A 23,648-nucleotide genomic window follows, 5' to 3' on the forward strand; every position below is an offset into this window, starting at 1 on the left:
GAGCAGCCATAGGTGCGACCGCCGGGCAAAGCCCGGCCACATGCGCAAGGAGTGGCACCGCTAATCGTGGTTCCACGCCTCAGCATCGCCAAGCAATTGCAGCGCTATTGCGCGGGCCGCGTCTTCGGCGCTGGCATAGGTTTGATGATCGGGCAGCTCGTGCAGATCAAAGGGCTGTTGCGGGTCGTCCGGGGTCTCAACTCGGACATAGATCGCCCATCCATCGATCAGTGCTGGATCATCACAATACTCCTGCCCGCCATCGCGGCAGTTTCAGCTTGACTTGCTTTATGCAATATGCTTTTAGCTAAATGCATATTGCACAGGAGGGAAATCATGGCTATCACCACAACATTGGCTTCAATCGGCGAGGCACTCGAAAAATCACCGCGCAACGGGTACGTGGCCGAGCTGCATCTTCAAGTCATTAAGCACCACAATGCTCTTCAGAACGTCACAGGGAAAGAGTTCTGCGAAGGATTGGGGATCGGAACGTCCTTTGGCACAGAATTTGCCAAGATGAAAAAGATTGCCCCTCGCCTAATTCAAGCGGGCTTGGACGTGGACAAACTCTGACCCAGTGAACGCGGTTGCCCGCGTCCACTGCTGCTTTGATCTCTTCCAAGGTCATCGCAACGCCTCCTCAAGGATTGCGAGAGCCCCAAGACAATCGTCGATATAGGGCTGCTCCTCGCCGTCCAGATCGTTCAGCTCCAGCCGGTTCAACACCGCGTAAAGCGTGGCGCGGGCCTCACGGGCAGCGCTCCGCAAGCTGACGGTATCTTCCAGACGCGCAGTCGAAAAATCATCGCTGTGATAGTCCGGTGTCATGCTGCGACCTCCTTGCTTTGGTCTGCTGCGTGCAAAACAAAGTCGGCAGCTTTCTGCGCCTCAGACGCCGCGCGAAAAATCGCCCGTTTGTCCTCTTTGAGCGCTTTCAACCACCCTTCGACATAGGCGGCGCTTTGGTCAAATTCCGGCGCGACGCCAATCTGAGCCCCAAGGAACCAAGCGCCAATTTCCGCCACCAGCTCTTCAAAGGCATAGGCTTCGCGGTTCGCAAATTTCTTGATCCGCTCCAGCCGCTTTTCGCTGCCGGTCCAATGGATCACCTCATGGGCCAAAGTCCCATAATAGCCTGCGGCATCGTGAAAGGTGCCAATCGGCGGCATGTGGATGTGATCTTTGGCGGGGCTGTAATAGGCGCGCGGGTCGTCGCTGGTGAGGATATCCACCCCCGTCCGGCTGAAAAACGCCTCAAGCTCTGGATCTTTCGCTGTGCCAAGGTCGCGCGGGGCCTCGGGCCGGATGTAGTAATCCTCTGACAAACCCTCGATCTGATCCGCATTGAACACACGATAGGCGCGCGCATAGGGAAGCTCTTCCTCAATGCCCATCTCGTTCTCTCGGGTGAATGTGCCGTACTTCACCACAGTCGACGACTTTTCGCCTTTGCGAACTTGGCCGCTCAGCTCCTGCGCCTGTTTGTAGGTCATCCAGCGGCCGGACAAATAACCATGCTTGGCCGCCATGACCCAGAGCATCAGGATATTAATCCCGCGATACTCCTCCCCGTTGTGTCGGGTCGGCAGGGCAATGCCGGACGCATTTCCGGTCCAAGGCTTGCGCCATGGCGGCGTGCCTGCCTCGATCTCTGCAATAATGGTGTCGGTGACATGGGCATAAACATCAAACTTCGGTGCCATTTGTGGCCTCCTCGATCAAAGTGACGCGGGTGAGGCTTCGCGCCCCCTTCCGCCGATGGGCTGCGCCTCGGCCACCTGATCTGACCGAATACGCATGTATTCGGCGGAACAGAGTGGGAGAGGGCAAAGCCCGACCCACGGCCCTGAACGGGGCTGTCAATCGGCCACATTTGCGAAGAAAATGTCTGCGCCAAAATCAGACGCCAATTTGCCCCGCGAGGAATGGCTCGCGCACGAGACAGGGGAAATTGGTGTCTGATTTTGGGGATGGACTAAGGTTGACCGCCACGGTCGGGGATGTTGGGCGGACCCAAAAAAAGGAATGATGTCTGGATCGGGGTGAGCGGGCTAACAGCCCGTTGAAAACCGGTGCAGTCTATTGAAACTGGCCGCCCGCGCGCTGAAGCGCGGGCTCAACTTTACCTAGCACCGGTGGCTGTTTTAAACAAAAAGGCTGGAAGGCGGGCGTTAGAGTGTCGAGGGTGAGCCATGGGACACCACAATTCTTGCAGAGATGGACGAATGCACAACCAGTCAACCCAAGTCTTCGTCTAGCAGTTTGGACCTTCAGTCGAACAGTCCCAGAACAATTCTTTTTATTGAATTAGTTAGACTTTATTGGCGATCGTTCGTTTCCATTCAATTTCGTTCAGGATACATTTTTGTAGATTGCCTTGGGTGTGAATTTTGAATTGAAAGCGAGTCGAGCAGTTGACGGATCTAGAGGACATTCGGCCTGGAGGCCGCTTCAGCGGGATTGCTCCCGGAACATCTGTGGAGATTGTGTCCGTCGAGTGGATCGGTGAGCAGGCCGTAAACATTGTCTATCGCACGGCGTCCGGCTCAATTGCTGAGACAACGCTTTATCGCGATGATCAACACCGACTGGAACTTGAGAGTGCTGGTAGAAACTGGTCGTTTGACGCGGATGGTGCGCTGCTTCGACTGGTAACTGAGGCCAATCGGATCAAGCTAGCGCACTTTTTCGATCCGTATCTCGCAATTCATACCAGCCTTGTGGACCCTCTCCCCCATCAGATTTCGGCTGTTTACGGTGAAATGATCCCCCGCCAGCCGTTGCGGTTCCTGCTGGCAGACGATCCGGGTGCAGGCAAAACGATCATGGCTGGTCTTCTGATTAAAGAGCTAATAGCGCGGAGTGATCTAGAGCGCTGTCTTATCGTTGCTCCAGGCAGCTTGGTTGAACAGTGGCAAGATGAACTGGGCGAAAAGTTCGGACTTGAGTTTGACATTCTGAGCCGAGACATGATCGAGGGTTCTCGATCTGGTAATCCTTTCAACGACAACAACAGGTTAATTGCCAGGTTGGATGTCTTGGCACGAAATGATGACCTACTTGAGAAGCTGACGTCATCGTCCGAGTGGGATATGATTATTGTTGACGAAGCCCACAGGATGTCGGCGACATTCTTCGGGAATGAGGTCAAATACACGAAGCGATACCAGCTAGGACAACAGCTAGGTAAAGTTTGCCGCCATTTCCTCTTGATGACTGCCACGCCTCACAATGGCAAAGAGAAGGATTTCCAGCTATTCATGGCATTGTTGGATGGAGACCGCTTCGAAGGCCGGTTCCGGGACGGCGTCCACATGGCAGATGTCGAAGACATGATGCGACGACTCACAAAAGAAGAGCTCTTGAGGTTTGATGGCAGACCACTGTTCCCCGAACGCAAAGCTTACACGGCAAAGTACGAGCTTTCAGCAGACGAGGCGCAACTTTATACGGCTGTAACTGAGTATGTACGCAACGAAATGAATCGCGTGCAACGATTTGCAGAAGAAGACGGACGGAAGCGCAATAACGTAGGATTTGCTCTGCAAATTCTTCAGCGCCGTCTGGCTTCGAGTCCTGCCGCGATTTATCAATCACTGAAACGAAGGCGCGAGCGTTTAGAAGCCGAACTGGCTGAAGCACGTTTGGCCAAAAGTGGCGCAAGATCTTCATTTGGTGGGGCGTCACTCTACGAAGAGATGATCAGCAATCTGGATGAATTTGGCCAAGATGAGATCGACGATCTCGAAGATATCGTTGCAACAGGCGCGACGACCGCTGAAACTGTTGAGCAGCTTGAAATTGAAGTAGAAACTCTCAAAGGATTGGAAGCGATGGCGCTTCAAGTCCTGCGGTCGGGTAAAGACGCTAAATGGCAGCAGCTCGATCGGATACTAGATGACGACCTCATGCGAGATCCAGATGGCCACAGGCGTAAACTGATTATTTTTACCGAGCCAAAAGACACGCTAGAGTATTTGCGTGAGAAAGTTGTTGCTAGGCTGGGCCGTCCTGATGTCGTTGATGTCATTCATGGCGGCGTGTCACGGGAAGAACGGCGCAAAGTGGTTGAACGGTTTATGCAAGACCGTGATCTACAGGTTTTGATTGCAAACGATGCGGCAGGCGAAGGCGTGAATCTTCAACGCGGACACCTGATGGTAAACTACGATTTGCCTTGGAACCCCAACAAGATTGAGCAGCGGTTTGGCCGCATTCATCGAATTGGCCAAACTGAAGTCTGTCACCTTTGGAACCTTGTCGCCAATGATACCCGAGAAGGTGAAGTCTATGCTCGGTTGCTGGAGAAACTGGAAGCTGCGCGCGAAGCGCTCGGAGGTCGAGTTTATGACGTCCTCGGAGAGTTGTTTGAGGAACGTGCGCTAAAGGATCTGCTTTTTGAAGCGATCCAGTATGGTGAGCAGGACGAGGTCAAGGCGCGCTTGTTTCAAACCGTGGATGGTGCAGTAGACCAATCCCACCTTTTGGAGCTTCTGAAGAAACGCCAACTCACCAGCGACACCATGCCGGAAGCTCGCGTTCAGGAACTTCGGCTCGACATGGAGCGCGCCGATGCGCAGCGCTTGCAGCCGCACCATGTTCAAAGTTTCTTCGTGGAGGCTTTCCAAAGGCTCGGAGGCAAGATCAAATCCAGAGAAGATGGCAGATGGGAGATCACCCATGTTCCGCTAGTCGTCCGAGAGCGGGATCGGCAGATCGGATCAAGCGCACCTCTTCAAAAAAAGTATGAACGTATTTGCTTTGAAAAAGCTAAAATCAATCAACAGCCTGTTGCCGCGTTCATCTTTCCTGGGCATCCGTTACTTGATGCGGTCATCAGCATTGTTCGCGAGCAAAATGATCATTTAATGAAGCAGGGTGCGGTGCTGGTCGATGACACTGACGACGGCACAGACATTGCAGCCCTATTTTTGCTGGAGCATTCTGTTCAAGACGGGCGGCCAGCGCGGGCCGGAGACCCCATTGTCATCTCGCAGAAGCTTCAGTTTGCGTCTGTCGACAAGGCTGGCAATGTGTCGAACGCGGGCATCGCGCCGCACCTGAATTTGCGACCCGCATCCGCTGAAGAGATCAGTTCTGTCCACGCTGCCTTGGATGAAGACTGGCTTCGCACCAATCTGGAAAAGCGGGTCGTGCAATTCGCTACGGTCGAACTCGCTCAGGCTCATGTCGCCGAAGTCCGAACGCGCCGCCTCCCCGAAATCGACAAGGTGGCCCATGAAGTTCAGGCACGGCTCAAGAAAGAGATCAACTACTGGGACTCACGCGCAGCGGAACTGAGGGAACAAGAGCGGGCTGGGAAGAAGACCCGGCTGAACTGGCAGAATGCAGATCGTCGTGCCGAAGACCTCGCAGAACGGTTGAAGAGCCGCATGCAAGTTATTGAACAAGAGCGCTTTATTTCGTCTCAACCTCCCCGCGTTCGTGGTGGAATGATCGTCGTTCCTGGTGGCCTTTTGTTGCATAATTCACCCGGCCAACTGGTTTCCGGTTTTTCCGAAGACCCAGAGGCGCGGCGCAAGATCGAGCTGAAAGCTATGGGCGCGGTGATGGAAGCCGAGCGTGCGTTAGGCAACCAGCCCGAGGACGTCTCTGCGCAGAAGGTCGGCTATGACATTGCGTCTTATGATCCTGACACCGACCACATGCGGTTTATAGAGGTGAAGGGGCGCATCGACACAGCTGACACGGTTATCATCACAAGGCAGGAGCTGATCACGTCGCTGAACAAATCGGACCAGTTCATCCTTGCTATTGTGCAGGTCAATAGCGGCTTCGTGCATCCTCCGCGTTACGTCTATGGGGCGCTCGATACCCGCGAACCTCCTTTCGATCAGAACGCAATCCAGTTTCACATCAAGCGGCTCCTTGAGCGTGCAGAGGAGCCAAAATGATACTCGGTTATACGGAATTTTCATTTGGGTATGCGATTACAGAAAATCTGGTTCGTTCATCCGCAATTTGTCCTACCGGAGCGCCTGTGTTTCCTAATTTGGTGCAGGAAGCTAGGCTCGGCTACGATGTCCGCATCGATCTGCCCGGCGTTCCGATGTTCTTCCAGTTCAAACTTCCAAGCAAAATGGTAAAGAACAACGCTAGGGAGGTTGCGCAACTAGGGCTGGCGGGTATCAACACGCCGTTTTTTCGGATGCCACTAATGCGGCGAGATAAATCACCACAGCATCAGCATCTAATTGATTGGGAACGAAGGTTTCCAAATTGTGTCTATTACGCGTCGCCAACGTTTCAGCATATGGAAGATTTCAATGCTGCCTATGTTGCTGGAACAGTGCACATCCAAACAGCCTATTTTTCGCCACTCGCCATTGGCCCTCTTCCAGACGACACACAACATAATGTTTCATACGCGCACGACCTTAGTGTGGCATATAGGTGTTCAGAGCCAATTTCGATCGAATCCAGAGGCTTTCAAAAGGTCGCTGGCACCTTGGAGACTGAGCTGTCGTCGCGGGGGACGGAAGAACTAGATGAGAGCGTCGATAGAGTTCTGAGCGATGTGCGGGAACTTATTCCGGCCAAAATTCGTGATGCAGAAGATGAGATTCGTGGTCGGTTGGTACAGCGGCGATCTTCAATCGCAGATGAACGGATTCTGGATGAGCGCACTAGAGAAGTTAGTGAAAAGCTACTTGTGGCAAGAGAACTTGCGCGCATTGGCATGGGGGTAGAGCTAGTAATGGCTCAGCCCAGAAATTAGGAGTGAGCGGACGTGCAAAGCGGCGGCATTGAGTACAAGAAAAAACTGATAGAGGTCGCCATTCCGTTGGAGGCGATCAATGCAGCCTCAGCGCGGGAGAAGTCGATCCGGCATGGGCATCCTTCTACCTTGCATCTGTGGTGGGCGCGCAGGCCTTTGGCGGCGTGTCGCGCGGTGCTGTTTGCGCAGCTTGTCGATGATCCATCCAGCCACCCGGACAAGTTCCCGACCGACGAGGCGGTGGAAGCTGAGCGCAAGCGGTTGTTCGCAATCATTGAGGATCTGGTGAAGTGGGAGAATTCCACCAACGAAGAAGTGCTGACCCGCGCCCGCAACGAGATCATGCGCTCTTGCGATGGCAAGCTGCCGCCGGTCTATGACCCGTTCTCGGGCGGTGGGTCGATCCCGCTGGAGGCGCAGCGGCTCGGGTTGCCTGCCTACGGGTCTGACTTGAACCCGGTAGCTGTGATGATTGGCAAGGCGATGATCGAGATACCGCCCAAGTTCAAAGATATGTCCCCGATCCATCCCGGTGAGAAAGAGCGTGGATTTGGGGAATATAAGAATGCTGAAGGGCTAGCCGAGGATGTCCGGTATTATGGCGCGTGGATGCGCGAAGAAGCCTACAAGCGGATTGGGCACCTCTTTCCAAAAATAGATTTGCCCGAAGCGCAAGGCGGTGGTGAAGCAACCGTGATTGCATGGATTTGGGCACGAACAGTGCCAAGCCCAGACCCAGCATATGCAGACGTACACGTGCCGCTCGCGTCAACGTTTTTGTTGAGTGCTAAAAAAGGCCAAGAAGCTTGGGTTGAGCCTGTAGTATCGAAAGCTGACAAAAAAATCTCGTTCCGCATCCGGTTTGGAGGAACAAAAGAGGAAATTGAAAAAGCAAAATCTGGCTCTGCGGCGGGTAAAAGGCTTGGGTTCATCTGCCAGTTATCTAGAGCGCCTATTTCGTACGACTACATTCGGAAATCGGGTCAAGATGGCACGCTGAAGGACGTATTGATCGCTGTGGTCGCTGAAGGCCCCCGCGGCCGAATATTTTTGGATCCGAGCTTAGAACATGAGAAGTTGGCAAGATCAGTTAAGGCAGACTGGAGGCCAGACACAAAACTGCATGGCAAGACACGCGTCAACGTCTCGAATTATGGTCTCGATACTTACGGTGATCTTTTCTTGTCCCGCCAACTAGTTGCCCTGAACACCTTCAGTGACCTTGTTCAAGAGGTTCAAACGATAGCTATGAAGCCCGCTCAGGATGCCTTCAAGAACAATGACTCGAAGCGTTTAAGGGAGGGTGGACTAGGCGCTGCGGCTTACACTGATGCGTTAGCAACCTACCTCGCTTTTGTTGTTAGCAGTCAAGCGGATCGAATGAGCACAATCTGTACCTGGGATGCAGGTGGGCCGACATGGGGAACAAAAACAAGAAATACTTTCTCTCGCCAAGCAATAGCCATGACTTGGGATTTCACGGAGACCAATCCATTTTCAACACAATCGGGAAGTTTTCATAATTCACTAGATTACACTTCCAAAGGAGTTATCAGTAATGCCTCCAATATCGGTTCAGTGAATCAGATAGATGCCCGCCATATTAATCCGGGTTTCGACTGCGTGATTTCGACCGATCCGCCCTACTATGATAATATTGGATATGCTGACCTATCTGACTTCTTCTACGTCTGGTTAAAAAAGATCTGCGGCGAGACATATCCAGATATATTTGGCTTGATTGCAACTCCGAAAACAGACGAATTGATTGCAGCTCCATATCGACATGGTGGCAAGTCTGAAGCTGAGGAATATTTCCTTTCAGGCATGACTGAAGCAATCTCGCGGATGGCCGCAGTTTCGCCGGATGGATTTCCGGCGACCATTTATTATGCGTTTAAGCAGAGCGAAATTAAAGCAGAAGGGATTAGCTCAACTGGGTGGGCAACATTCTTACAAGCCGTAATTAACGCTGGCTTCTCGGTTGTCGGAACTTGGCCTGTTCGCACAGAGCTAGCTAATCGAATGATTGCGTCTGGCACCAATGCCCTCGCCAACTCGGTAGTTCTTGTCTGTCGTAAGAAGGGAGCGACTGCCGACACCATCACGCGGGCAGAATTTTTGCGCACTCTGAAACGGGAACTCCCCCCTGCAATCTCAGAACTGCAAGCCGCCAACGTTTCACCCGCCGACATGCCACAATCGGCCATTGGCCCCGGCATGGGCGTGTTCTCTCGCTACGCTGTAGTTCTGGAGGCCGACGACACCCCAATGAGCGTCAAGACAGCGCTACAATTAATCAACGCGCAGCTCGATGAGTTTCTTAACGACCTGCACGGTGACCTGGACCCTGACACTCGCTTTGCCGCGACATGGTTCGAGCAGCATGGATTGGGCAAAAGCGAATATGGTGCCGCTGACAACCTCGCCCGCGCCCGTGGTATCTCAGTCGAGAGCGTGAAACACGCTGGCATCATCGAAAGCAGTGCAGGTAAGGTCCGTATCCTGAAACGGGACGAGTTGGACCCGGATTGGGACCCCGAAACCGATGATCATTTGACCGTCTGGGAAGCCTGCCAGTATCTAATCCGTGCGTTGGAAAACGATGGCGAGTACGCCGCCGCTGAACTGCTCAAAAAGCTTGGAGGCGATAAGGCCGAGATGGTCAAAGACCTCGCCTACTACCTCTACGATGTCTGCGCGAACAAACGACAGGATGCCAAAGAGGCGACGGCCTACAACGGGCTGATCGCCGTCTGGCCTGAACTCACCCGCCAAGCCGCGACAATCACTCTCACCGATAAGAACCGCCAAGCGCGGATGGATCTCTGACAATGGCAAAAAGCACCCGACAGTACATCAACGACGCGATGGAATACATGCAGCCTGCGCTGCAACCCTATGTGCTGCGCTGTTTGCAGGCCGCCCTGGGCGATGAAGCCCCAAAACGGCTGATGGAAGCATTCCCGCACTTGAAGATTCAGGGCGGTGATAAGACGACGCTAGATACCATGAAGCTGTTGCAGATCATGGACCGGTTCTGGAACGATGCGTTCCGCGCAACGTTGGATCGAACCCATCGCGCTCTAGTCAACGAAGTGCTGGAGGTCCGCCACAAGTGGGCCCATGACGGTAAGTTCACCTATGACGATGCAGAGCGAGCACTGGACTCAATGCGGAGGCTTTTAGAAGCAGTCAGCGCTGGTGATGCCGCCGAGAAGGTCGGTAACGCCCGCGATGCGATCCTACGCGTGAAATTCGAAGAGCTGCGGCGGAATGAAGAGCGACGTCAAACGAAGGCCAATGACATTTCTGTTGAAACTTACGCCGGGTTATTGCCTTGGCGTGAAGTGGTCGAGCCGCATCAAGACGTAGCAACAGGTGAGTTCCAGCAGGCCGAGTTTGCTGCTGATCTGGCGAAGGTTCACAACGGTAGTGCGCCGTCCGAATACAAAGACCCCTCCGAGTTTTTCGCGCGGACCTATCTGACAGATGGACTAAGTACATTGCTGTTAGGAGCAGCAAAACGCCTGTGCGGTAAGGGCGGCGATCCAGTGGTCGAATTGCAGACCAACTTTGGTGGCGGCAAGACCCACTCGATGTTGGCGCTTTACCATATGGTCGGTGGCACAAAGGCACAGGACTTGCCGGGGCTGGACCAGTTATTGAGTGGCGCAGGGTTGGTTGTGCCCGACAAGGTGAACCGAGCTGTGCTAGTGGGCACATCTTATGGGCCTGCAAATGTGGACAAGAGGACGCGCGACTACGGGCGACCGATCCGGACAACATGGGGCGAGTTGGCGTTCCAGTTGGGCGGTGAAGAAGGCTATGCACTGGTTGCTGATGATGACGAAAGAGGGACAGCGCCGGGTTCAAACCTGTTGGAGGAGCTATTTCGTCAAACAGGACCAAACCTGATCCTGATCGACGAATGGGTTGCTTACCTCCGCCAGATCTACCGTGTGGACGACCTTCCGTCGGGTTCATTCGATGCAAACTTAACGTTTGTTCAGGCTTTGACAGAGGCTGTGAAAGCATCCCCGATGACACTGCTTGTTGCATCGCTCCCTGCGTCACAGATCGAAGTCGGTGGCGAAGGCGGGCATCAGGCATTGGCCCGTTTGAAGCAGACGTTCAGCCGCGTAGAAAGCTCGTGGCGGCCAGCATCGCAAGAAGAGAGCTACGAGATCGTCCGGCGTCGGCTCTTCAAGGAAATCCCAAGCGACAAATACATGCACCGGGACAACACCCTGAAGCAGTTTGCAAAGCTGTATCGAGAAAATCCAAATGACTTCCCGCAAGGATGTGCAGATGAAGACTACCGACGCAAACTTGCTAAGGCCTATCCGATCCACCCAGATCTGTTCGACCATCTTTTCACTGCATGGGGTTCGCTGGAGAGGTTCCAGAGAACGCGCGGTGTTTTGCGGCTGATGGCGCAGGTGATCCACGAACTTTGGATGTCTAACGATCCTTCAGTGATGATCATGCCCGGCAGTGTTGCAATCAGTTCCGCACGGGTTGAACCGGAACTGCTGCATTACCTTGATGTTTCATGGCAGTCGATCATCGCCGGGGATATCGACGGTGCGAATTCCACGCCTTACAAAATCGACCAATCAGCCCCGAACCTGAACCGGTATTCGGCCACCCGACGTGTTGCGCGAACGGTGTTTATGGGAACTGCTCCGATGGAAGGGCAAGAGAACAAAGGCTTGGACGACAAACAGATCAACCTTGGCGTTGTACAACCTGGTGAAAAAGTAGCGATATTTGGCGACGCCCTTCGCCGCATGACAAACCAGGCAAAATTCATGCATGGCGACCTTGGACGATATTGGTATTCAACGTCGCCCAGCTTGAACCGAATGGCCGCTGATCGGGCTGGCCAGCTCGAAGAAGCTCTCGTACTTGTTGAAATTGATAAAGCCCTTGGAAAATATATCAATTCAATAGGGGATCGTGGGCACTTTGAGACAGTCCAAGTTGCGCCGGATAGTTCTGGCGAAGTGCCGGATGACCCCGGAGGCGTAAGAGCTGTCGTGCTGGGGGTAGATCATCCACACAACGGCCGTGACGGTTCAGACGCAATGGCAGAGTGTAAGGATATTCTTCTTCAGCGGGGAAACACGCCTCGCGTCTACAGAAACACTTTGGTCTTTATCGCAGCGGACAACCGTCAGCTCGAAAGTCTCAAAGATGCGATGCGCGCAGCTCTGGCTTGGACTGGTATCATGAGAGATACCGACAACGGGCGGCTTGACCTCAAGAGCAGCGATATTGCTCTTTCCAAAGACAAAGCAAAAGAGGCGCAGGACACTGTTAGCACAAGGTTGAAGGAAACATGGGCGTATCTAATCTACCCCTATCAAGATACGGCTCAGACTGATGTGGCGTTCACCACGACCCGGATATCCGCGCAGGACGGGGTATTGGGCAGGGCAAGCAAGAAGCTTGTCAGTGACGAAGCACTCTTGCCAGAGATCGGTCCCGAAAGACTCAACAGAGAGTTGGAAAAATACATTTGGAATGGCAAGCCTCATCTTAGCCTTGGTCAGGTTTGGGAGTATTTGAACAGATACACCTATCTCCCAAGGCTCAAAGGGCGAGACACCTTGATTAGGGGAGTTCAGGCTTCGGTTGGTGGGATGATTCCCGGGCCATTTGCCTACGCCGAACGATGGGATGAAACGTCTGAAGAATACGTTGGGATTGCTATAGAAAAAAGTTCGATGGCGCTGGTCGCGATCGACAATGAAGCTGTCATCATCAAGAAAGAGATCGCTGAAGCCAACAGACCAAAACCATCTGTTACCCCAGTTAACGATAGTCCGGCATCTGCAAGTAGTCCGGCGGCGGCCATATCCACTGTTGGTGCCAATCCAACTGCAACTGGACCGGCACCTGCGACGCCAGAACGAGAACCTACACGATTCCTAGGAACTGTCATGCTCTCCTCGGATCGGCCTTCAAGGGATATGGCGCAGATCATTGAAGCTATCGTTGAGCAGCTTACTACGATCCCGAATGCCGAGGTTACACTAAAGCTCGAAATCGACGCCGAGGTGCCGTCCGGGCTGGACCGCGCGAAAACGCGAACTTTGATCGAGAACGCCAATACGCTTGGGTTTATCGATAAGCAAATCAAGTGAAGTGTTGCCAGTAAGCCAGGGCGGGAAACCCGCCTTGGCGCTGAGGTCACTCGGTGACCGGATCGTCGTCACGGCGCGGGAATGCGACCATCTCGACATCGGGGAACATGCTGTGTTTGACGTTGATCGACGTGATGTTGCCGCTGTCGTCGGTGTTGACGAAGAGAACGCCGCAGCGGTCCCAAAAGTTCTTGCCGTCTTTTTCGCCGGATTTGACGTTCAGTTTCAGAATTTGAGTAGCCATTTTTTGATCCTCACTTTGAGTGTTTCGATGAACATGACCAAAGCTGGCACCAAGGGGCTGTCAGCGAGAAGATTGCCTCGCGAGGAATGCGCTGGCGCAGGGGAATTTTATTGTTGAAGTGGTGCTTGCGCCGCGTCTCGCACGGCTGCCCGCTTATGTTCAGCAATCAGAAACGCGGCATTGAGGATCTGAGTCGGCTACGACAACCTGACTGAAGTCCTCTACCATCGAAAAGACGCATCTTGGCACCAAGCAAGCGCAACCAGCTTTAGTTCAACAGGTCCAATCTAGCCTTAAGCGCACCGTCGATCGAAGCAAGCAACGCCTCTGGGAAACACTCTGGAAGCTGATTGAACGTGGCCTCAATGATCGCGTGCGAGGTCTCCTGTAGTTCTTCGAACAGGCCCTGCACGACTGCGCGGGACAAGCCGGATTGCACGCCGGTCTCCACGATGTGGCGGCCCACGATATTCGAAACCTTGTAGTGGTTCGAGTTGCCGAAGTTCATGGCCAGTTTGAAGTATTTCCGCTCGATCTGCCGGGCGTCGACTGTCGGTTGCACCGTCAGAACGTCGTAGAGCGGTGTCATGCGGAAACGGCCGCCAGGCAAAAGGCTGACGCTGAAGTTCTTACCATGGCCATCTGTCGCACCCAGCAGCCAGAACAGAACGTTGGATTTAAAAAAATCGTACCGGTCTTTGTTGGGATCGTCGCTACCCAACAAGAGTTCCATGATGTCAGAGATACCTGGGCCGCCTTCGTTCTGGTACTTTTGCGTAGGCACAACAGATAGCGCTTGGCAGCAATCTTCCTGCGGCAGACGGATCAAGCGGCCATCTGACGTCCAGCGCCGATCAAAACGCTCAACCACCAAGGCTTTCTTGTCGCCAAACTGAGCCATTTCGACATTTGCAGCTCTAAGCCCAAACGCTTCCATCAGCTTCAGGCACAAGTATTCGTTTTCAACGCTGTCGGACAGGTCCATGCCGTTGGGTAGCCTACCGATTTGGGGCTTGATGATGTGGGTGGTTGGCGTCGTACCGGTTGGCTCAATCCACTGGCCATCTTTACGAAGAAGGGCCGTTTTTTCCTGTGCGCCAGCGACAGAAATTCGGAAGTCGTTCTCACGGCGGATTCCCAGTGGTGCGAGGTCGAGCTCGTTCAAAATGGCCCCAATCCGCGCCTCGTCAAGAGGTTCACCAGTCAACTCAGACATTGGCTGGGGCTCTTGCCCATCAGGCAGAAACTGAAGCGCGCCGATGCAGTCCCGCCCGATTTGGGACAGCAAGCTGAAGGCATCTACGCCCTCGGCCCCCACACGTTCCGCGACCCTTCGGCGGATGAGGTCACTGTCGGGCAACAGGTTGTCAAAGACGGCCATCACAGGTGCGCCGCTGTAGCGGGTCTCTTGCAATGGCAACGACAAAGACACCGGCATCCGGTGTTCCCAGTCGAGCCAAGCTGGTGCATAGCTGAAGCTGACGCCGCCAGAAGGTTCACGGACCAACTGACCCACGAGCCGCGAGTTAAGAAAGACGTTCAGTGGCGTATAGCTGCGCTTGCGACCCATGTCAGAATATATCCTCAAGCCCGTCTGATGCGCCTTTGCTGCGCTCGGTCACCATGATCTCAAGATCCAAGGCCGCGATCAAATCAAATAGCGTTTCCAGTTTGGTGCCCCCGCTGCCGTTCTCGATCTTGGAAATCGTCTCCTGCCAGACACCACTCATCGAGGCGAGCTCCTTCTGGGTCAGGTTCTTGGCTTTCCGAGCCTCGCGAATTGCGTGGCCCAAATTTTTTGACGTGCGAACGAGGTGCTTCATGACTATTCTCCCATCACCCAATATGACCTTTAGATCATAATATGTCAATATGATTCTCAAGTCATAATTAAGATATATGACCCAAAGACCATAAGCGGCAACTCCAATATGGGCCGTATCTCAGAAAACAGTGCCGTTTCTGACATAACGACAACCCTATCTCAAATTGAGCCATAAGCGGGCAGTCATGCAAGACGCGGTGTGAGCACCGCTTCAACAGGAAAATTCGCCGAGGATGATCGCAGCCGCCGTGAAGGCCGGAGTGGAACCCGATGACCTGCTGCAGGCGGTCAAAGCCCACGCCAAGGAAAGCGAGGGCTACTACACCCGCAGCAAAGTCTGTTTTTCAGACAACTGGTTCAAGATGCGCCGATGGGAGAAATGGCTTGCCCAGATATGGGCCGACCGAAAGAAGGCACGAGAAGCCGAAGCCAAAGGTCGCGCCAGCCTCGCCGAGTGGATTCACGAGCGCCATCCCCTGTGCCGCCATATCACCAACCGGCAGATCGAGGACTTGATCGTGTTAAAGCTGGTGACGCCTGAGCAAGTGCGTGCGGCGGGGCTGCAGGCGTGATGACTTTTGGTCTACATACTATTGCTAGCATGTGACTGCGCGTTAGGAGCTTTAAGTCACCAAAGCGCAATGGTCGCATCAACGACTTTTTGGAGGCCAGCTATTCTATCGTTTTGTTTAGATTCAAAGTCTTCGACTTTTTCCACGTCCCCTTTGAATGTTTCTAACTTAGCATTATATGCGCGTTTCTTGCTGTCGAAGTCAGCCTTTGCAGGCGGCAATTTCACTGCCAACTGAGCTAAGCTCTTTCTTAAATCTTCTAGCTGCTGTTTGTCGCGTTCCAGTACTTGCTTGCCCCTCTGAATTTTTTGCTCCCAGAGCCGCAGCCTATCCTCCCGGCGCTTCCTTTCCTTCAAGTACCGATTCCTGAACGGAAGGTGCTCATCACCTGTACATTGAGGCAATGGATTCCTATTTGGACACAAAGTGTATTCATAACCTTCGACACGCTCAACTTTGAACTTTCTGCAACGTTCCGTTTCCTTCGCCAGCTTGTCTTGGGCCTGCACGATGTTGCGCTCTAACTTGATCTCTTGGCCCTTCATCGTCTTTTCACGCTGCACCAATTCGGAATATGTCCGTTGTGCTGCATTAAGAGCACTCAGCATAGCTTGCCTATCAGGCCAGCCTTCATTCAACTCCTGCTCGCTCTTCAAATAAGGGTCAAAGAGCACAACAAAGTCCTGCGATGCTGTGTCTCGTACTTTCTTGATTTGCGCTTGGATTTCTCCCCACTCCTTGATTCCAGAGCAGTCGTAGTGCCAGGGATCGTTCGGGTTCTTGTGCAAAACCCAGCCGTTGGCGGTCAAGGCTTGTCTTGCTTCTTCCTCGTTTGATTGACCAAGCTTTATGTCTACCGCCAAACCATACTCATGGTTTGATGTTCCAGGTCTATTTGCTGGTGCAAAAGGTTTGCTAGCACCAAAATATTTGAAACGAAGATAGCCGATGTACAGTTCAAATTGCTTCGAAACCGTCCGAACTGAGCTGGTCAATTGAATCTTAGCATCGGGTTTGTTGGTCACAGTCGCAAACGTAGCATTGGCCGCATCAAACGCCAATTGAGCCTTGGGATGTAAACTCATGTCATCACGGCTCAATCCGACACTCATATCCGTTGGACGTCCGAAAGCAGCCAGAGCCAGCTTGCGGAGGCCTGCAATATGTTTCGGAGCGATTCCCATCGGCGGCCAAAGCCAACCCAGGGACGTGACCATTACCAATTTCGTAGGCGCCTAAATACTCAATCAAATTCTTCGAAAGATTGTTCGCTAATTTCGCCGATATTGGTTCCGGTGTAGTATAGTCAAACCGAACAAAATATTGGCTGGACTCAGATACGCGCCCACAACTATCAGTCGTTATATGGTCTCGATAGAAACGGCTTGTGTCCGACCATGAAAATTTCGTCGAAATATCAAAAAATTCTCCACCTTCGGCGAAAAATCCTTCTTCTGGCAGTGTTAGCCCTTGTCCAGACAACACCTCGTTCAGCCGAGAAATTCGATTAGCTATCGAAACATCCATCTGTGCCGCGTCCCGCTCTGGGTTTGGGACCAGAACACTACCGTTACCAATTGATGCAAGCTGGTCTAAAATTCGTAAGGCTTCCCGCCCAATTTTTCCTGCTGTTCTAGTGTTAATAATCGTTGCCCCAGCGTCTACATTTGGAGTGAACGAAAGGAAGCCGTTTGAAAGGGCAATGGAGTACTGCAACGAGAAGTTCTTTCTCCAGGTTCCGTAGGTTGGCTTCGGCCAGTCGCAAGCTCTCTCTGTGCCACGTGCAACTGCCTGGTATGTGATAGTGCGGTTTTGGTTAGACCGCAGGTCTAAATCTCCGGAAAAATTATGGTCAAAATTGGCGGAAATACTGTTACTATCGTTGCACCCAGGTCTGGGCATATAAGGACGTATCTCGTCTGCAAGCTGCGCACCGCCATCTTTCATGCGAGCAACTAGGCTAATTTCCATTCGAGTCGTGTCAATTTCTGTGACGCCGTCTGAGAGCGTACCTTGGTTAAAAAAGCGCGTTTGAATATACAGAAGCTGAAACGGCGCAGTTGACGCATCAAGCCCCTCAATGTGGTCAGACATCATCTTTGGGCCATCAACCATAGTTTGCCAATCGGCCATGAACTGAAATTCTTCGGCAACGGTTGACGTAGTGATTGCTGACAAACCAAGTGCCAAGAAAATTCTTCTACTAAAAATTGGAAGCAATGCAGTGGTCTCCTATTCTTACAGTAATCGAAGCATCCTCCATACCCACAAAGGTGAGGTTGCCATTTAAAAGCGAGGTTTGGTCGCTATGTTCAATAACTACGGGTGACATTTGCGGGTCTATTGTGAAATTAATGCCATCTTCACGGGAAACCGACGCTGAAAAATCTTTGGCAAATAAAAGTGAAATCTGGTCGTCCCCCTGACCAATCTGGGCGACACAATTTTCCTCCCCAGCGTTTCGTACTGTATTGCCTTCAAAAAAGATGTCCCCTCGGCCACAGTCATCGACCTCTTGGTCAAATAGCTCCATGACTGTCGATTTTGGAAGAACACCGTTCGGCCCAACACTTTCAATCTCCTCCATTAGAGACTGAAAGGTGTCGGCCTCCCCTTCTAGGTTTGTCTCGTTACAAAATGCGTTGTTGGCTTCACAATGGCTTTTGCACTGGTAAGGGTCGCTGAGCGGAAGGCTAGTATCAGCACGGTAAATACGTACTGTGCCAGCTTCGTATTCGCTGCGCAGTGTATGCAGCGCGAAAGCAAACCTGATTGAAGGAGAAGCGGGAGATTGTTCAAGCAATCCAGCCTGCTTGACAGGCCGACAATCTAGATAGTCTTCGTTACGCTGAGTCTCGCTAAGCATATCTGTTCGCAGGTCAAGTGCATCTGGAAACACCTCAGTTGCTCGGGTTCGACATTCCGTAGTCGATGAGGCACAGAAGTGACCTAAACGAGTCCCACCATCAATGAGGCGTCCATCAGTCGCATCACAACACCTACTCGTCCCACCGCCACAAAGTGTATAGTGCGGCGCTCCGAGTGCGGCATCCAAGTCCTTTTGCAAATCTTCGCACGCAGCGACCAATCCAAATACACAAACAGCGAAAATTGTTCGAAAAATCATAGCGACCACCCAAAAATTAGTAAAAAATTGAGGGGCTGGCTTTATCGCCCTCCAAGCAATACAGCTAAACATTGCACATTAGGTTTGATTTAATCAATTAATAGTTGCACATCTGCTAGATCGCCCGCTTGAGGAACATAGTCGCCTTTTTTGCCCTGACGGACCATTATTTAGTTCCTGAAGCCACCACACTATATTTACGTCAGCACTCCCAAATTGAAGAAACGCTAACGCTTCAATGAAACTACTTTTCTATTTAGGATGATTGCGTTCTACCTGCTTGGGGTTAATGACGAAACCCGTTTGGGTGCATTGCGCTTCAAGGTTGATGGTGACTTTCAAGCTCACGAGGGCATAGGAGTGCCTGAGCTCGTGAGCCTCGGGGATTTACTTCATGCCTCTCAGCGCGTTCTTTGCGGGGAAGAGACGACCGAGAATCTAAAAATGCTGTTTGACCTTAGAAGTTCCTTGGGGGGCGCTCGACCAAAGGCCAGTATCCTTGACCAACAAGGTCGTCTCTCTGTTGCGAAGTTCCCGAAAAGAGACGGACACGTATTGCGTGGAACGCTGGGAGGCCATCGCACTGGAGCTGGCAAGAGGCGCTAGAGTTACGGTTTCGGATCACACGCTTGAGATGGCTGGCGACAAGCCGGTTTTCTTGTCCCATCGGTTTGACTGGAACGATAACGGCAGGATCCCGTTCATCTCAGCCATGGCGATGCTGGGCGGCTGAGATGGTGAAAGCTACAGCTATTTGGACCTGGCGGATGTTATCGCCTCAGAAAGCGTCACTCCCGACCAAGACCGAGAGGAACTCTACAGACGCGTGGTATTTTCCATCCTCGTGACGAACATCGATGATCATATGCGCAATCACGGATTTCTGCGGGGGCGGGGTGGCTGGCACCTCTCACCGACCTACAACATAAATCCGGTGCGAACCAACCACGCACGCTCAAAAGCTACGTCAATGATGACAATCCGGATGCCAGTATCGCCCTGCATCGCACACAACATGAACCCTATCTTCTCGAACGCGGCGAGGCCGATCGCATCATTGCAGAGGTGGCCGAGGCGACTAACTCTCACGCCTGCAGCCCTACCGCGCGCACCTGCTCAGGCGTAACCAGCTTCAAACCGATCAGATCCTCGATCTGCCGATTGGTGATATGACGGCACAGGGGATGGCGCTCGTGGATCCACTCGGTGAGGCTGGCACGCCCCTTGGCTTCGGCCTCTCGCGCTTTCTCGCGGTCTGCCTGTATCTGGGCAAGACCCTTTTCCCATCGGCGCATCTTGAACCAGTTGTCCGAGAAGCAGACCTTGCTGCGTGTATAGCCCTCGCTTTCCTTCGCATAGGCTTTGACCGCCTGAAGCAGGTCATCGGGCTCCACACCGGCTTTCACAGCCGCTGAGATTAAACGCAGACTGCTCCGCCGGTCTCGGATCCTGTCCTCGGGATAGGCCGCTAAGATCTTCTCAGCTTCAAGATCTTCAACCTCCTCCGCCGCCTCGCGCCTGCGCGTAGGTGGTTTATGGATGGTTTTAGGATGGTTTGGGGTCCACCGTGAACCCCGTACCCCGTTCACCGTGGCCCCCGTACTGGGTTCAGGCTGGACGGGGTTCACAGTGACCCCCGTCTCAATATCGGGCTCAGCCGTGGCTTCGAGCGCGGACACGCGCTCCAGAACGATGCGGTAAATGACGGTGTAGCCGTTCTTGCAGTGCCGCCGCCCTGTCTCGATCAAAATGCCTTCGCGCAGGAAATCGATGATGGTGCGTTTGACGGTGCTCTCGCTAAGCTCTGTGTGGCGCTGGATCGTTCCTTTGGAGCACCAGATGCCCGAGCCGTCATCGCTCGCCTTGTCTGCAAGAAACATGATGATCTGTTTGCGCGCGGCACTGCCAAAGCGACGCTCTGCGCATTCGTTTGCGATGCGCCAGCTCATTGGACCACCTCGCCGGTCAGAGGTCGCGAAAAAGCCGACTGAGCGTTTGCGGAGCGGTAGTGGCTCATGCTAACGTACTTCGAAAGCTGACAGGCTTTTTCTATTTGGCCCCGGTTCACAGTTGCCGCTGTGACGGGGCCTTTTTCGTTTTGAACCGGCGAATTTAGCTTTGAAACTTTCGCTTTTTGTTCACTTTTTGTCAGGGGGTGTTTTGCACCCCTAAGCCATTGTTTTCGAGCTCGTTCTTTCTGGATTGCAAATCCGTGTACACCGGTTCGATTCCGGTACTCGCCTCCAAGGGTTCGTGGGAGCTCCATCTGGCCCTCTCCCTTTCCAGAACCCCTTGATATAATTTTAATCGTGGGTGTCTACACCGACACGGATTTCAAAACGGTATCCTTCGGCATATCGGCTTTGGTACCCGCATTGGTCACTTGGCCGCGTCGCATAATGACGAATTGGTCAGCGTGTTCATAAGCGAACTCGAAATACTGCTCGACTAGGATGATCGCCATGTCACCCCGATCCCGAAGGTAAGCGATCACGCGGCCAATTTGCTGAATAATGTTGGGCTGGATCCCTTCTGTGGGCTCGTCCAACAATAATAGCTTCGGCTTGGTGATCAGGGCGCGCGCAATTGCCAGCTGCTGCTGTTGCCCGCCCGACAAATCCCCGCCGCGCCGCTGCAACATCTCGTTGAGAACCGGGAATAGCTCAAAAATGTGGTCGGGGATGACATGTTCGGACGCAGGAAGGCACGCGAATCCCGATTCCAGATTTTCTTTGACCGTCAGAAGCGGGAAAACGTCACGCCCCTGCGGCACATACCCGACACCGAGCTTTGCGAGCTTATGTGCGGGGTCCTGCCCAATGGTGTGGCCGTCAAGCTCGATCGTTCCGCCGGACCGCGCATGGGTGCCAGAGATTGCTTTAAGCAGGCTGGTTTTGCCGACACCGTTTGTGCCCATCACGCATGTCACTTCGCCCAGATTGGCCTCGAACGAAATGTCGTAGAGGATTTGCGAGCCATCGTAATGCAGGGACAGATTTTCGACCTTTAGCATAGCTCAGCGCCCCAGATAGACGTCGATGACGTCTTGGTTTTTCGTTACGTGATCCAGGCTGCCTTCGGCAAGCACCGACCCTTCGTGCAGAACGGTCACGCGGCACTCCAAGCGGCGCACGAATTCCATGTCATGTTCAACCACCACCACTGCGCGTGTTTTCGCGGCCTGAACGAGAATGCTTGTCGTGTGTTCACGCTCTTCCGGTGTCATGCCGGCGGCTGGCTCGTCGACCAGCAAAAGCATCGGCTCCTGCGCCAGTAGCATCCCGATTTCGAGCCACTGCTTTTGACCGTGGCTCAGCTCGCCCGACTTGCGCTCCAACTGGCTGGTCAGCCCGATCTCTTCGGCGAGGCTATGGACCTTCTCGCGGTCCTCGTTTGAGCGGCGGTAGAACAGCACCGATAGCGGGCTGCGGTCCTTCTTCAGCGCCAGAAGCAGATTGTCGAAAACCGTCTGATCTTCGAACACGGTCGGGCGCTGGAATTTTCGGCCCACTCCGGCCTGCGCGATTTTTGCCTCGGACATGTTGAGCAGGGAGACCGACTTTTCGCCCCAGATGACGCGGCCTTCGTCTGGGCGGGTTTTGCCTGTGATGATGTCCATGAACGTTGTCTTGCCAGCGCCATTCGGGCCGATAATGGCGCGCATTTCCGCGGGTCCAATCCTGAATGAAAGGTTGTTGATGGCTTTGAAGCCGTCAAACGAGACCGAGACACCTGACACTTCTAGTAATGTGCTCATTTTTCAGCCTCCTGCTCGCGCAAGGATCCGGCATCTGGACCCAGATCCGATCCGCGACGTGACGGCGAAATGCGCCCCGTTACAAGATCGACCAACCCGCCCATGCCTTTGGGCGCAAACAACGTGACCAAGACAAAGGACAGCCCCAGAACGACCTGCCACCAATCCACCCAATTGATGGTGTAGAACCCAAGAGGAAGCGCGGGCACCTGACCACTGGTGAACCAGGTCGAGACCAAGCTGACGAAGGCCGTGCCGATGACCGCACCGTAGAGCCGTCCTCGCCCACCGATGGCGACCCAAACCGCCAAATAAATTGATGCGATTGGGGCCAGCTCTGCCGGATTGATGATGCCTGCCTGCGGATAATAAAGCGCCCCTGCGATGGCGGCGATCACGGCGGTGAGCACAAAGATGAACAGCTTGTAGCTTTCAACCGAATAGCCAAGGAACCGCACCCGCGCCTCGTCATCGCGAATGCCGCGAATGACGCTGCCGAACTTGCCTGAAACAACCCACGCAGAGAGCAGGTAACCAAGCCCCAACGCCAAGGCGCTGGCCCACAGAAACCAAAGCGAGATGGTGGATTGCGGAATATCATCGGCCCCCGGCAGGTTCTGCAGGCCGGACAACCCGTTATTGCCCCGCAAACCGCTATCGTTCTGGAACAGATACAACGCCAAGGCCAAGGTCATCGCTTGCGTCAGGATAGACAGGTAAACGCCCGTCACGCGGCTTCGGAAGGCAAGCCAGCCGAAGATCAGCGCCAAAATCCCCGGCACCAAAACAACCAGCAACAGCTGCAACGTCAAGCTATGGGCGAACATCCAGATCAGCGGGAAGTCACTGCTGCCCACGACACCGAAGATCTGGTTGCCGATGGCGTCCACCACCTCCTGATCGGTTGGCGGAAGCGTGTTGTTGGCCAAGGAGGCCACGACAATGTCACGTGTGCGCGCATACATCAGCCACATGCCGATCATGTAGCCACCCAACCCGAAGAAAGCGAAATGCCCGAGGCTTAGAATGCCGCAATAGCCCCAGACCAAGTCCATCGCGATCGCGATCAGGCAAAGGCACAAGGTCTTGCCCAGAGTTTTGACGAAGCTGGTCGAAATCATCCCACCGCCTGCCGCATCCGACATAACAGTGACCACCAAGGTGAAGATGGCGAGGCCACCCAAGAACACCAGAACCGAAGGATTGCGAAAAATGAAGCTACGTTCCAT

General features: G+C 53.5%; 21 protein-coding genes. 9 read left to right on the top strand and 12 right to left on the bottom strand.

Features of this window, described 5'->3' with window-relative positions:
* The first annotated feature begins 51 nt into the window (after window positions 1-51).
* Together BM352_RS16560 and BM352_RS16565 are read left to right on the top strand one after the other, a co-directional pair.
* Entirely contained in the window at window positions 52-282 is a 231-nt protein-coding gene (locus BM352_RS16560; RefSeq protein ID WP_139229858.1) for a hypothetical protein, read from the top strand.
* 54 nt (window positions 283-336) lie between these two features.
* Window positions 337-576, top strand: coding sequence for an HTH-like domain-containing protein (locus tag BM352_RS16565; protein ID WP_090219093.1), 240 nt, complete (start codon window positions 337-339; stop codon window positions 574-576).
* A 51-nt stretch (window positions 577-627) separates the two neighbouring features.
* Here the strand turns inward: BM352_RS16565 and BM352_RS16570 are convergent, their stop codons facing one another.
* A complete protein-coding gene (locus tag BM352_RS16570) occupies window positions 628-831 on the bottom strand; it encodes a hypothetical protein (protein ID WP_090219096.1) in 204 nt (67 codons plus the stop codon).
* Complete coding sequence (locus BM352_RS16575; RefSeq protein ID WP_090219098.1) at window positions 828-1,706, bottom strand: ArdC family protein; 879 nt, start codon at window positions 1,704-1,706, stop codon at window positions 828-830. The genes BM352_RS16570 and BM352_RS16575 overlap by 4 nt, the downstream gene beginning before the upstream one ends.
* A gap of 711 nt (window positions 1,707-2,417) precedes the next feature.
* Between BM352_RS16575 and BM352_RS16580 the strand changes: the two genes are divergently transcribed.
* From BM352_RS16580 to BM352_RS16595, 4 genes are read left to right on the top strand one after another with little or no spacing between them, the layout of a single operon-like run.
* Complete coding sequence (locus BM352_RS16580; protein WP_090219101.1) at window positions 2,418-5,918, top strand: helicase-related protein; 3,501 nt, start codon at window positions 2,418-2,420, stop codon at window positions 5,916-5,918.
* On the top strand, window positions 5,915-6,742 hold the full coding sequence (locus BM352_RS16585) for a hypothetical protein (protein ID WP_090219103.1): 828 nt from the start codon (window positions 5,915-5,917) through the stop codon (window positions 6,740-6,742). The genes BM352_RS16580 and BM352_RS16585 overlap by 4 nt, the downstream gene beginning before the upstream one ends.
* Window positions 6,743-6,754: 12 nt before the next feature.
* Window positions 6,755-9,574: a DUF1156 domain-containing protein gene (locus tag BM352_RS16590; RefSeq protein WP_245781012.1), complete on the top strand. Its 2,820-nt coding sequence runs from the start codon at window positions 6,755-6,757 to the stop codon at window positions 9,572-9,574.
* A 2-nt stretch (window positions 9,575-9,576) separates the two neighbouring features.
* Entirely contained in the window at window positions 9,577-12,894 is a 3,318-nt protein-coding gene (locus tag BM352_RS16595) for a DUF499 domain-containing protein (protein ID WP_090219105.1), read from the top strand.
* A gap of 46 nt (window positions 12,895-12,940) precedes the next feature.
* Here BM352_RS16595 and BM352_RS16600 read toward each other — a convergent pair whose 3' ends face one another.
* The 3 genes from BM352_RS16600 to BM352_RS16610 form a co-directional block, all read right to left on the bottom strand.
* Complete coding sequence (locus BM352_RS16600; RefSeq protein WP_090219107.1) at window positions 12,941-13,138, bottom strand: hypothetical protein; 198 nt, start codon at window positions 13,136-13,138, stop codon at window positions 12,941-12,943.
* 268 nt (window positions 13,139-13,406) lie between these two features.
* Entirely contained in the window at window positions 13,407-14,708 is a 1,302-nt protein-coding gene (locus BM352_RS16605; protein ID WP_090219109.1) for a type II toxin-antitoxin system HipA family toxin, read from the bottom strand.
* 1 nt (window position 14,709) lies between these two features.
* Window positions 14,710-14,961: a helix-turn-helix domain-containing protein gene (locus tag BM352_RS16610; RefSeq protein WP_090219112.1), complete on the bottom strand. Its 252-nt coding sequence runs from the start codon at window positions 14,959-14,961 to the stop codon at window positions 14,710-14,712.
* 235 nt (window positions 14,962-15,196) lie between these two features.
* Here BM352_RS16610 and BM352_RS16615 point away from each other — a divergent pair, with 235 nt between their 5' ends.
* Window positions 15,197-15,535 carry a hypothetical protein gene (locus tag BM352_RS16615; protein ID WP_245781013.1) on the top strand — a complete coding sequence of 113 codons (339 nt, stop codon included), beginning with the start codon at window positions 15,197-15,199 and terminating at the stop codon, window positions 15,533-15,535.
* Window positions 15,536-15,591: 56 nt separating this feature from the next.
* Here BM352_RS16615 and BM352_RS16620 read toward each other — a convergent pair whose 3' ends face one another.
* The 3 genes from BM352_RS16620 to BM352_RS18840 are packed head-to-tail and all read right to left on the bottom strand — an operon-like array spanning window position 15,592 to window position 18,401.
* Entirely contained in the window at window positions 15,592-16,635 is a 1,044-nt protein-coding gene (locus BM352_RS16620; protein ID WP_175500716.1) for a D-alanyl-D-alanine carboxypeptidase family protein, read from the bottom strand.
* Entirely contained in the window at window positions 16,625-17,725 is a 1,101-nt protein-coding gene (locus tag BM352_RS19035; protein ID WP_175500717.1) for a hypothetical protein, read from the bottom strand. The genes BM352_RS16620 and BM352_RS19035 overlap by 11 nt, the downstream gene beginning before the upstream one ends.
* 13 nt (window positions 17,726-17,738) lie before the next feature.
* Window positions 17,739-18,401 (bottom strand): hypothetical protein, encoded by a 663-nt coding sequence (locus tag BM352_RS18840; RefSeq protein WP_139229859.1) that lies wholly within the window; start codon window positions 18,399-18,401, stop codon window positions 17,739-17,741.
* A gap of 820 nt (window positions 18,402-19,221) precedes the next feature.
* On the opposite strand from BM352_RS18840, the gene BM352_RS18845 reads away from it, so the two are divergent.
* On the top strand, window positions 19,222-19,395 hold the full coding sequence (locus tag BM352_RS18845; protein ID WP_139229860.1) for a HipA domain-containing protein: 174 nt from the start codon (window positions 19,222-19,224) through the stop codon (window positions 19,393-19,395).
* Between the two features lie 21 nt (window positions 19,396-19,416).
* Window positions 19,417-19,788 carry a HipA domain-containing protein gene (locus BM352_RS19315; RefSeq protein ID WP_090219122.1) on the top strand — a complete coding sequence of 124 codons (372 nt, stop codon included), beginning with the start codon at window positions 19,417-19,419 and terminating at the stop codon, window positions 19,786-19,788.
* On the opposite strand, the gene BM352_RS16640 is transcribed toward BM352_RS19315, so the two are convergent.
* From BM352_RS16640 to urtC, 4 genes are all read right to left on the bottom strand, one after another.
* Window positions 19,748-20,611: a hypothetical protein gene (locus BM352_RS16640; protein ID WP_090219125.1), complete on the bottom strand. Its 864-nt coding sequence runs from the start codon at window positions 20,609-20,611 to the stop codon at window positions 19,748-19,750. The genes BM352_RS19315 and BM352_RS16640 overlap by 41 nt on opposite strands.
* A gap of 368 nt (window positions 20,612-20,979) precedes the next feature.
* Entirely contained in the window at window positions 20,980-21,675 is a 696-nt protein-coding gene (gene urtE / locus BM352_RS16645; protein WP_090219127.1) for an urea ABC transporter ATP-binding subunit UrtE, read from the bottom strand.
* A 3-nt stretch (window positions 21,676-21,678) separates the two neighbouring features.
* Entirely contained in the window at window positions 21,679-22,419 is a 741-nt protein-coding gene (gene urtD / locus BM352_RS16650) for an urea ABC transporter ATP-binding protein UrtD (RefSeq protein ID WP_090219130.1), read from the bottom strand.
* A complete protein-coding gene (urtC, locus tag BM352_RS16655; RefSeq protein ID WP_090219132.1) occupies window positions 22,416-23,648 on the bottom strand; it encodes an urea ABC transporter permease subunit UrtC in 1,233 nt (410 codons plus the stop codon). The genes urtD and urtC overlap by 4 nt, the downstream gene beginning before the upstream one ends.

The organism is Litoreibacter janthinus (assembly GCF_900111945.1).
Classification (GTDB): domain Bacteria; phylum Pseudomonadota; class Alphaproteobacteria; order Rhodobacterales; family Rhodobacteraceae; genus Litoreibacter; species Litoreibacter janthinus.

Coding starts and splice junctions, on each gene's coding strand:
- BM352_RS16565 (WP_090219093.1), top strand. CDS start 337: ATGGCTATCACCACAACATTGGCTTCAATCGGCGAGGCACTCGAAAAA.
- urtC (WP_090219132.1), bottom strand. CDS start 23,648: ATGGAACGTAGCTTCATTTTTCGCAATCCTTCGGTTCTGGTGTTCTTG.
- BM352_RS16575 (WP_090219098.1), bottom strand. CDS start 1,706: ATGGCACCGAAGTTTGATGTTTATGCCCATGTCACCGACACCATTATT.
- BM352_RS16595 (WP_090219105.1), top strand. CDS start 9,577: ATGGCAAAAAGCACCCGACAGTACATCAACGACGCGATGGAATACATG.
- BM352_RS16570 (WP_090219096.1), bottom strand. CDS start 831: ATGACACCGGACTATCACAGCGATGATTTTTCGACTGCGCGTCTGGAA.
- BM352_RS16585 (WP_090219103.1), top strand. CDS start 5,915: ATGATACTCGGTTATACGGAATTTTCATTTGGGTATGCGATTACAGAA.
- urtE (WP_090219127.1), bottom strand. CDS start 21,675: ATGCTAAAGGTCGAAAATCTGTCCCTGCATTACGATGGCTCGCAAATC.
- BM352_RS16640 (WP_090219125.1), bottom strand. CDS start 20,611: ATGAGCTGGCGCATCGCAAACGAATGCGCAGAGCGTCGCTTTGGCAGT.
- BM352_RS18840 (WP_139229859.1), bottom strand. CDS start 18,401: ATGCTTAGCGAGACTCAGCGTAACGAAGACTATCTAGATTGTCGGCCT.
- BM352_RS16615 (WP_245781013.1), top strand. CDS start 15,197: ATGATCGCAGCCGCCGTGAAGGCCGGAGTGGAACCCGATGACCTGCTG.
- BM352_RS16605 (WP_090219109.1), bottom strand. CDS start 14,708: ATGGGTCGCAAGCGCAGCTATACGCCACTGAACGTCTTTCTTAACTCG.
- BM352_RS16610 (WP_090219112.1), bottom strand. CDS start 14,961: ATGAAGCACCTCGTTCGCACGTCAAAAAATTTGGGCCACGCAATTCGC.
- urtD (WP_090219130.1), bottom strand. CDS start 22,419: ATGAGCACATTACTAGAAGTGTCAGGTGTCTCGGTCTCGTTTGACGGC.
- BM352_RS16600 (WP_090219107.1), bottom strand. CDS start 13,138: ATGGCTACTCAAATTCTGAAACTGAACGTCAAATCCGGCGAAAAAGAC.